Annotated in this window: 6 protein-coding genes, 1 tRNA gene and 2 pseudogenes; 6 read left to right on the top strand and 3 right to left on the bottom strand. The window is 41.2% G+C overall.

Annotated elements, in window-relative coordinates; translation table 11 throughout:
- A pseudogene (locus CK510_RS21520) lies at nucleotides 1-307 on the bottom strand (Photosystem I reaction center subunit III); the annotation flags it as partial.
- Between the two features lie 267 nt (nucleotides 308-574).
- Here CK510_RS21520 and tsaD point away from each other — a divergent pair.
- Nucleotides 575-1,621 carry a tRNA (adenosine(37)-N6)-threonylcarbamoyltransferase complex transferase subunit TsaD gene (gene tsaD / locus CK510_RS21515; protein ID WP_095723645.1) on the top strand — a complete coding sequence of 349 codons (1,047 nt, stop codon included), beginning with the start codon at nucleotides 575-577 and terminating at the stop codon, nucleotides 1,619-1,621.
- A gap of 93 nt (nucleotides 1,622-1,714) precedes the next feature.
- Here the strand turns inward: tsaD and CK510_RS21510 are convergent, their stop codons facing one another.
- Both CK510_RS21510 and CK510_RS21505 read right to left on the bottom strand, forming a co-directional pair.
- Nucleotides 1,715-2,632, bottom strand: coding sequence for an alpha/beta fold hydrolase (locus CK510_RS21510; protein WP_095723644.1), 918 nt, complete (start codon nucleotides 2,630-2,632; stop codon nucleotides 1,715-1,717).
- Nucleotides 2,633-2,739: 107 nt separating this feature from the next.
- Nucleotides 2,740-3,462: a hypothetical protein gene (locus CK510_RS21505; RefSeq protein WP_095723643.1), complete on the bottom strand. Its 723-nt coding sequence runs from the start codon at nucleotides 3,460-3,462 to the stop codon at nucleotides 2,740-2,742.
- 829 nt (nucleotides 3,463-4,291) lie between these two features.
- On the opposite strand from CK510_RS21505, the gene CK510_RS21500 reads away from it, so the two are divergent.
- The 5 genes and pseudogenes from CK510_RS21500 to CK510_RS32915 all read left to right on the top strand — a co-directional run bounded on the left by CK510_RS21500 (nucleotide 4,292) and on the right by CK510_RS32915 (nucleotide 8,425).
- Nucleotides 4,292-4,837, top strand: a complete 546-nt coding sequence (locus tag CK510_RS21500; RefSeq protein WP_095723642.1) for a GNAT family N-acetyltransferase — start codon at nucleotides 4,292-4,294, stop codon at nucleotides 4,835-4,837.
- 243 nt (nucleotides 4,838-5,080) lie between these two features.
- A tRNA-Pro gene (locus CK510_RS21495) sits at nucleotides 5,081-5,154 on the top strand.
- Nucleotides 5,155-5,769: 615 nt separating this feature from the next.
- Nucleotides 5,770-6,597 (top strand): Tic22 family protein, encoded by an 828-nt coding sequence (locus tag CK510_RS21490; protein WP_095723641.1) that lies wholly within the window; start codon nucleotides 5,770-5,772, stop codon nucleotides 6,595-6,597.
- 115 nt (nucleotides 6,598-6,712) lie between these two features.
- Nucleotides 6,713-7,633, top strand: a complete 921-nt coding sequence (gene prmC / locus CK510_RS21485; RefSeq protein ID WP_095723640.1) for a peptide chain release factor N(5)-glutamine methyltransferase — start codon at nucleotides 6,713-6,715, stop codon at nucleotides 7,631-7,633.
- A 192-nt stretch (nucleotides 7,634-7,825) separates the two neighbouring features.
- Nucleotides 7,826-8,425: pseudogene (locus CK510_RS32915) on the top strand (Uma2 family endonuclease).
- Nucleotides 8,426-8,462: the final 37 nt, after the last annotated feature.

The raw sequence follows: 8,462 nt of genomic DNA, 5'->3' as shown, positions 1-8,462 counted from the left end.
CCCAACCAATCCAACCGGCAATGTAAAGGAACAAGATGCTGGGTATCAAGAAATCCCCCGCACGATCGAGGCGACCGTCAACAATTAGGTGAGGCAGACCTTCAGGACCGCAGAGCGCTTGCGAATAACGTTCAAAGCGCTTTGCACCAGATTGTGGGTCAGCAGTAGTATTCCGAGCGTTCTGAGCGCGTTCCAGGAATGCTGGAGAGTCCTTACAAGGTACTAAGCCAGCTCCTAATGCCATAGAAGGCGGGGCGAAGCTAAACCAAAGACAAAAAGCCAATATGAGAGCAAACAAGCGTTGCATGGGATTGTTTCCTTTTATTACGAAACAAAAAATTTATTGTACAAAACGAGGCGGCTTGTACAATATTTATTTGCATAACTAGCATGTCATCATAATCCTTGCTAGTAAACCGAGTAAAGTTTAAGTCAATAAAAATTAAAGGTTCTCAAAGAAAATTTAGGAAATTAGGGAATTGGGTACTGCTCATTTGCCCCCACACAAATTCCCTATTCACCAGTGACCACAGACTATTCAGCGATTTTCATTCCTCATTTTCCACTTTCTACCATGCCAACTGTATTAGCAATCGAAACTAGCTGCGATGAAACTGCCGTTGCAATTGTTAACGATCGCGATGTGAAAAGTAGTATTATTTCTTCACAAATTCCGGTACATCGCCAATATGGGGGAGTTGTGCCAGAGGTTGCTTCGCGATCGCACCTCGAAACCATAAATTACACAATTTCCCAAGCCTTGGAGGAGTCTGGACTGTGCTGGGAACAAATCGATGGGGTTGCCGCAACTAGCGCACCAGGATTAGTGGGGGCACTTCTAGTTGGGTTAACGGCAGCTAAAACCTTGGCAATGTTACATGAAAAACCTTTTTTGGGGGTTCATCACCTCGAAGGTCACATTTACGCTACTTACCTCAGCGAGCCTTCATTACATCCCCCTTTCTTGAGTTTGTTGGTTTCCGGTGGACACACCAGCTTCATTCACGTTCAGGAATGCGGTAAATATGAAACATTGGGGGGAACACGCGATGATGCCGCAGGTGAAGCATTCGATAAAGTCGCCCGACTATTAAAACTGGGGTATCCTGGTGGACCAATCATTGACCAACTCGCCAAAGAGGGAAATCCCCTAGCGTTTGCTTTGCCTGAGGGTAGAGTTTCCCTGCCAAATAACGCCGGGTTTCATCGCTACGATGCCAGTTTTAGCGGCTTAAAAACGGCTGTATTACGTCTCGTACAGAGTATTGAAGCCGAAGGTCGGGAAGTGCCTGTTAGGGACGTTGCCGCCAGTTTTCAGCACACTGTAGCCCGTGCCTTGACCAAACGGACTATTGCCTGTGCCCTTGATTATGGACTTAGTACCATTGCTATTGGTGGTGGTGTCGCTGCCAATAGTGGATTGCGATCGCATTTAAGCGCAGCTTGTGCCGAAAATAACCTACGGGTACTGTTTCCACCCTTAAAATACTGTACTGACAACGCCGCCATGATTGGCTGTGCAGCTTCGGAACACCTCGCCCTTGGTCATACCTCGTCTTTTACATTGGGAGTTCATTCCCGGCTAGCACTAAATCAAGTCATGAGTTTGTATAAAAATTAGGGAAATGGGGTAGTGGGCACAGATAAACAACAAAAATAGAACAGAGAAAAATATTGTCTAAATAATTCTCTGTTATTTTTCCCAATCCCCAAATTAAAAATTCTGCGCTACTAACCTGCGGATTTCGTCAGCAACCGCATCAGGTTGTTCTAGCATTGCTAAATGTCCACAATTAGGTATTTCTATGACATTTTCACCACAATATTGAAACGAAGGGTGAAAACTAGCTAAATGACGGACATATTTTGGTTCCATCACCTTATCTTCAGCACCAGCTAAAAAGTAAACTGGCTGCTTGATTTGGGCAACTAACTGGGGTAAACGATTAACCTCTTCTTCAGTTGTCGATTCCAGGAGCGAGCCTAGTGCAGCTTCAGGATCGGCGACAATAAAATCAATTACCCTTTGTCTTGCCCATTGACGCTCTAAGGGACGGACAACACTAGCTCGTGTAAACAATAAGTCAATCAGAGGTACTTGGGTTAACCATCTTGGACGTACTTGTAAAAATTTTTGTCCTGCTGCCCGAAATTGCTCAAAAGCTTCCTTTAAGTAAATACCTCCGCCAGCATTGATACAAATAACACCCTTGACCACACTCGGAAATTGAGCAGCAGCCCAGAGTGCGATCGTGCCTCCTAATGAGTGACCGACTAGCCAGGCGCTTTTAATGTTGAGTTGTTCCAAAAGTATTGCTAAATCTTGAGCATAGGTAGTTGGAGCATAAAGCGAATCAAAGGGGCTTGTGTTGATGTTGTAATCCAAAGACGTTTTTAAGTCCATCAATTCCTGCTCTTTATCTGATTTAGCATCTGCTTTGGCTTGAGATTCGCCAAAACCCCTAAGGTCATAAGATAAGCACTGGAAATCGTCTTTGAGGAGAGAAATCACAGGCTGCCAGTATCCACGACTATTTAGCCAACCGTGGACAAATACTAAAGTATCTAGGTTTGATGTCGGGTTTGTTAGCTCGTATGCGTGGGGAACGCCCAAGATTTCGATAGTTACCATACTTCTATCGTACCCTTAAGAACGGACGCGACTGAATCCAACTGGAAAAGATAATTAACAAAATAGAAGGTAAAAGTAAAAATAACAGATTTTCCGCTTGTATCTGCCTATAACCTGCCTAATAGCCTCTGTCGCACTCCTTCTGCAATTTTATGTCCAAGATATTCGGGTATTAAACTTTCGTTTGGTCCTAGTAGGTAAAGAATAAGTCGGGTACGTCCTCGCCAAACCAACAAATTAGCATTAACAACCAAAAGGTCTTCTTGCCAAATTGCGTACATAACTTTGTAAAATAAGCCGGGTTGGTTGTCGGCTTCAATTACCAATGCTGGTAGGTGAAAGACTGGATCGACGTAGAATTCAGTTTGAACCTGTTCTAAGCCAGCATCCAGATTAAATTCGACTGCTAGCATTTCTTCGACTTCAAACCTGCCTCCAAGGGCTTCACGAATCGCCCGACAGACGTTTTCGGCAGTTTTATCGGTGAGGGACTTGCTACCACGGGATATGATGAGCTTGATAAAAACCAGCATCGGTGGTTTGATTTGCCCGTACAGACTGAGGGAGTGGATTGTTAGTCCGTATGCCGCTAATACGCCGAATATATCGCTGAGGAGAAAGGATTGATTCCGGTAGGCAAAATGCAGGGCACTTTTGCTACCTTCGGGTTTAAGTTCGATTACAGCCCGTTTAGTCTTGTAAAGACGGTAAGCAAGACGCAAGTTTTGTAGTTGAATTTCGCTGCTGACAAATTGCTCGTAAAACTGAGGGAACGCTCGGTTAAAGCGTTTGAGGAGTTCTAGGGTAGAAGTTTTTAAACCAGAAACCATCATGCTTTTTGTTGTTGGTTATTGATTAATTCAAAATTGGACATTGGGAATTGGTCGTTAACTAAGTTCGCGGAATTCCCCATCAGTCTATACGGTGGGGATGGCTTCTTCGACGTGCGCTCAAGGACAGCGCACAATCTCTTAAACAAGGCATAAGCATTCTGGTATAATTGTATTGGTCGATGACCCGCCCAACTGTCTCGGAACAGATAACCCTAAGTAGCGGTAATACGCTTGGTACAGAAAGAGCAGAGATTGGGGAAGGAACACTGCTCACGCTGGTTGACTATTGTCGTGAATCCAAGCGGTGTTGTACGTTGGCGTTAGCCTGCCGCAAGGCATATAAAAATCAAACTGCCTGTGGTAGACGGCCGGCTGCCTGTGGACGCTGAGTAAGACCAAAAGCTAGATGGCTAGTGGAGGCATCGGCGGTTGAGACGGGAAACTCCGGAGACGAATAAAACCGTCACTGGTTCAATGATGTTGGGGCTTCCAACATCATTGAACCAGGTTGGGGTACTTCACGCAGTTATTAAAGTAACTCAGGACAAGTAAATGAAGACGAATAACTGAAAAAAATGATAATTGTTTAAAAATCAAGGACAAATCCTCTTAGTTCGGTTTATTATTCCCCTAGCCTTGGCAACAAAGTGCTAAAGTTGAAATTGATTGGTGGAAAACACTCCCTGACTGACTAAGGTCAATTACAAAATCGATTAACACTTACACAAGTTTAAGTGCGATATGTCATAGATGTGTCAGAAAGTCGAGTCTGTATTCACACTCTTTCAGTGGAAGCCAATTCTGTTATACTCCCGAACCGTCTGGCATGGGTTTTTGGAAAACTTGGTTTAGTACTTCAGATACAGCGATAACCCGCACCACTCCCCTTGAAGAGTATGTGGAAAGTTCCAACAGCTCTAATGGGAATAGCGATCGCGAATCCTCTATCAAAGAAGCTCGTATTGTTTTTAGCACCGAACGTGACATCGATTTGTACGAACTCGAAGAACTTTGTGATGCTGTCGGTTGGTCTCGTCGTCCCTTACGAAAAGTCAAAAAAGCGATCGAACATAGTTTTCTCGTTGCCTCAATGTGGCAAGTACGAGGAAATCAACGTCGCCTAATCGGATTTGCCCGTGCGACTTCTGACCATGCATTCAACGCCACAATCTGGGACGTGGTTGTTCACCCCGATTTCCAAGGTAAAGGTTTGGGTAAGGCTTTAATGAAGTATGTACTCAAAAAACTCAGAAGTGAGGAAATCAGCAATGTCACTCTCTTTGCCGATCCTCATGTAGTTGATTTCTACCGTGGTTTGGGTTTTATGTCCGATCCTGAAGGTATTAAGGGCATGTTTTGGTATCCGCAATAAGGGGTGAGAAACAGCTACTAGAAAATTCAGAAGTTAGGAGCTAGAAATGAAGTGTCTGCTCGTTTCTATCGGATTTAGGATTTATAATCCTGAATCCAAAATCCTGAGTCCAAAATCCTGAATAAATAAACATAGTATTTCTTCTGTACAATAGCAGTCGGCTATGTTATGATTTGCAAGGACTGGAGTTGAAACTCGAATAAACGAGAGCAAACCTAGTCAAAGTGTAATCAAATCGTATTCCGGGATGTAGCGCAGCTTGGTAGCGCGCCTGCTTTGGGAGCAGGATGCCGCAGGTTCGAATCCTGTCATCCCGATATTTTACTTAAAATATCCAATATATTTGAGATGCAAAACATTTTAAATACTAAAAGCTTAGTGAAAGACTCAAAATTATTCAATAATTTGGGTCTTTTTAGTTTTCTTATAAAAAAAATAAAATTTAACTAAATCTTTATCTAGGTAAAATTCAGCGTTTTCCGAGCAATGTAGTGTTTCCTTTAGTTACAAATTATGATGTTAAGCAATTATTTGTAAATGCAACCAATATACCTTGTCGGTATGCTATGAGTGAATTTAAACTGCTAGTAGCAAATTCTGAGTCAAGCAAAATATTTGTAGATTTAGTCACATGACCTAAAATAGTGGTGGAACGATTCGTAATAAACAAGCGTCGAATATAACTGACAAAGAGCATAAAATAGCATTTGTCACTATGCGTAGAAAAGGAACTTTTACCACCTGAAAGCGACAGACAGTTATACGTGTAAGTGATGAAAGCGATAGTTAGCCAAAACAAAAACGAAAACAAAATTGATAAACAAGTAGCATGGGTAATTAGTTAAGGACGATACTAGAACTAAAGCTAGTTTCACATGCTAGTCAAATCATCTGTCTGACTTAATTTTAAAGTTTTAATGCGAGGAGAAGTCATGAAATCATTGGTTCGCTGGGGTACAACATTCGGTTTAGTGGGGAGTACTCTGTTAGCAACGGTTGTTAGCGGAATTGCTCCAGTGTTTGCATTACCAGAACAACAAATTAAAGAGAAGTTGGATTCTGTTCCTGTTTGGCTAATTACTAATGCTCAAGGTTTGCCACTGAGTCGTCAAATACCCGATCCTAAAAATGCTCAAAAGGATGCTGGTTCGGTTACTGGGGTTTATATGAGCAGACTGGATGCACAAGCTTTTATTAAAGAGTTGCAATCTGTCAAAAATCCCGATCCAAAAATGGCGGAGATGTTAAAAAATTTACAGCCTACAGCCGTACCTTTGGGCAGTATTTACCAGCAGTTGCAGCAAACAAAAAATCAACCCAACCGTTTGCAGTTTGCTTTCAAACCAAATGACCAAGATGTGAAAGGAGCGATGGATTTGCTCAAAGCAAGTGGTCAAGATGTTAAACAGTTTAGAAGCGTACCTGTGTTTATGGTTCGATTTGAAGCGAATAAGGGATATGTACCGATTCAGCTAGGTTCGGATAAGAAAGAGTATATTCCCATGTTTACGAGCAAGCAGGATGCGATCGCTTTATTAAATCAGGTCAAACCTAAGTTTGCTAAGGCTGATATCCAAGTTGTGGATGTGGATGGTGTAATTAAAACTCTACAGGATAAAAACGATAAATGGCTGGAGCAGGTTGTATTTTTCCCATCTCCAGAAGCACGGGAATACATCCGTGCTTTGGGAAATAGTAAACCACAAAATAACCAAAAACCTGCGGCTAAACCTCCCGCTCAAAAGGCTCCTAAGAAGTAAGATGTAGGGTATAATGGGGCAATTTGTAATTTGCTAATCATTGGGCAAGACGACTCGCGACCCGACCCATTGGGCAAGACGACCCACCGGGTCGTCTCTACTTTATAATTTTATAATGACCAATTCCCAATTTATAAATTTAATATCGGGTGAAGAGCTTTGGCTGTGGCGAAATGCGGCAATTATTGGTGCGATCGCGCATAATATTGAACCGAGGGAAGTCGATTGGTTACTTCGAGAAATAGCTGGTTTGGATAGTTTGGTATTGCGGTTGGAGTTATATAAAGAACAACCCGAAATCGAAATGTCCCTATCTTTAAAAGATTTAGATGTGCTGTGGCAAAGACGATTGCACGAACGTTTGCCAGTACAATATATTGCGGGAGTAGCAAATTGGCGACAGTTTCAACTGCAAGTAACTCCGGCAGTTTTAATTCCCAGGCAAGAAACTGAGCTTTTAATTGATTTGGCTTTGGCAGCGACAGAGAATAATAAGACTAATAACAAAAGCTTGCGAAATGGTAATTGGGCTGATTTAGGAACAGGTAGTGGTGCTATTTCGATTGGACTAGCTGATATTTTTCCTAGTGCCACAATTCATGCAGTTGATTTTAGTATTGAAGCATTAGAAATAGCGCAAAAAAACGCTGAGAATTTAAGTTTTTCATCCAGAATAAAATTTGATCAAGGTTCTTGGTGGGAACCGCTTGCGAGTCTCAAAGGTAAATTTAGCGGGATGATATCAAACCCACCGTATATTCCCAGTGATACAGTGTTAATTTTAGACCCAGAAGTTGCGAATCATGAGCCACATTTAGCCTTAGATGGTGGGATTGATGGGTTAGAATATATTCGTCATTTGATACAGGTTTCGCCGGAATATTTGCAATCTGGTGGTGTGTGGTTAATCGAAATGATGGTTGGGCAAGCTGGGATTGTTCGCGAACTTTTGGAAAAGAATGGGAATTATTGCGATATTCAAATTCATCAAGATTTGGCAGGGATTGAAAGATTCGCGATCGCATTTATTAAATGATAAGTGATATTCAAATTTATGAAAGAAATACGATTGGTGGGAAAATGAAAATACCACATATAAACTCAATTTGTGCCCAAGAAAATCAGAGAGTTAAAAACCTTACTATTACAAGCAGGATTCAGTTACCGTTCTGGTAAAGGTAGTCAAAGTAATTGGTATCATCCTTTACTTGCTGGAAAAGTAAAAGCAATGATTGCACAAATTGACGAAACCAAATATTATACTTCTGAGGAATATTTGGAACTAGAGGTTAATTCCCAGGAACGTAATGAGTATATTGATGGTGAAATTGTAGTTATGACTGGTGGTACACCGAATCACAATAAAGTTTCTGGCAATTTTTACGCTGCTTTCAATTTCGCATTTAAGCGTCAACCTTATGAAGTATTTATAACTGACCAAAGATTGTGGATACCGGAAAAGCGTATTTACACTTATCCTGATATCATGGTTGTTGCTGGATAACTACAATTACAAGAAGGGCGAAAAGATACTATTACTAATCCTTTGATAATTGCTGAGGTTCTATCAAATTCCACTAAAAGTTACGATAAAGATGATAAAATCGCAGCTTATCGGACTATTTCAACTTTTCAAGAATATATTTTAATTGACCAATACAAAGTACATATCGAGCAATATTTTAAAACAGATAAAAAGCGCTGGACGTTTGTAGAATATGATGATTTAAATGAAAATATTTCTCTAAATTCAATTAATTTTGGTTCGAGTAATTTTGAGATAGCGATCGCTGATATTTACGATAAAGTGGATTTTGAAGAAGCTTAAATATAATAAAAATGCCTCAAGTCTCAATTAATACATT

Origin of the sequence: Brunnivagina elsteri CCALA 953 (genome assembly GCF_002289455.1) — a bacterium.
Lineage (GTDB): Bacteria > Cyanobacteriota > Cyanobacteriia > Cyanobacteriales > Nostocaceae > Brunnivagina > Brunnivagina elsteri.
Note: the sequence above shows the minus strand (reverse complement) of the source record. Positions and strands in the feature narration are given on the sequence as shown.

Bases quoted from the DNA above. Each gene is read 5' to 3' on its own strand.
- tsaD (WP_095723645.1), top strand. From the start codon at position 575: ATGCCAACTGTATTAGCAATCGAAACTAGCTGCGATGAAACTGCCGTT.
- CK510_RS21510 (WP_095723644.1), bottom strand. From the start codon at position 2,632: ATGGTAACTATCGAAATCTTGGGCGTTCCCCACGCATACGAGCTAACA.
- CK510_RS21505 (WP_095723643.1), bottom strand. From the start codon at position 3,462: ATGGTTTCTGGTTTAAAAACTTCTACCCTAGAACTCCTCAAACGCTTT.
- CK510_RS21500 (WP_095723642.1), top strand. From the start codon at position 4,292: ATGGGTTTTTGGAAAACTTGGTTTAGTACTTCAGATACAGCGATAACC.
- CK510_RS21490 (WP_095723641.1), top strand. From the start codon at position 5,770: ATGAAATCATTGGTTCGCTGGGGTACAACATTCGGTTTAGTGGGGAGT.
- prmC (WP_095723640.1), top strand. From the start codon at position 6,713: ATGACCAATTCCCAATTTATAAATTTAATATCGGGTGAAGAGCTTTGG.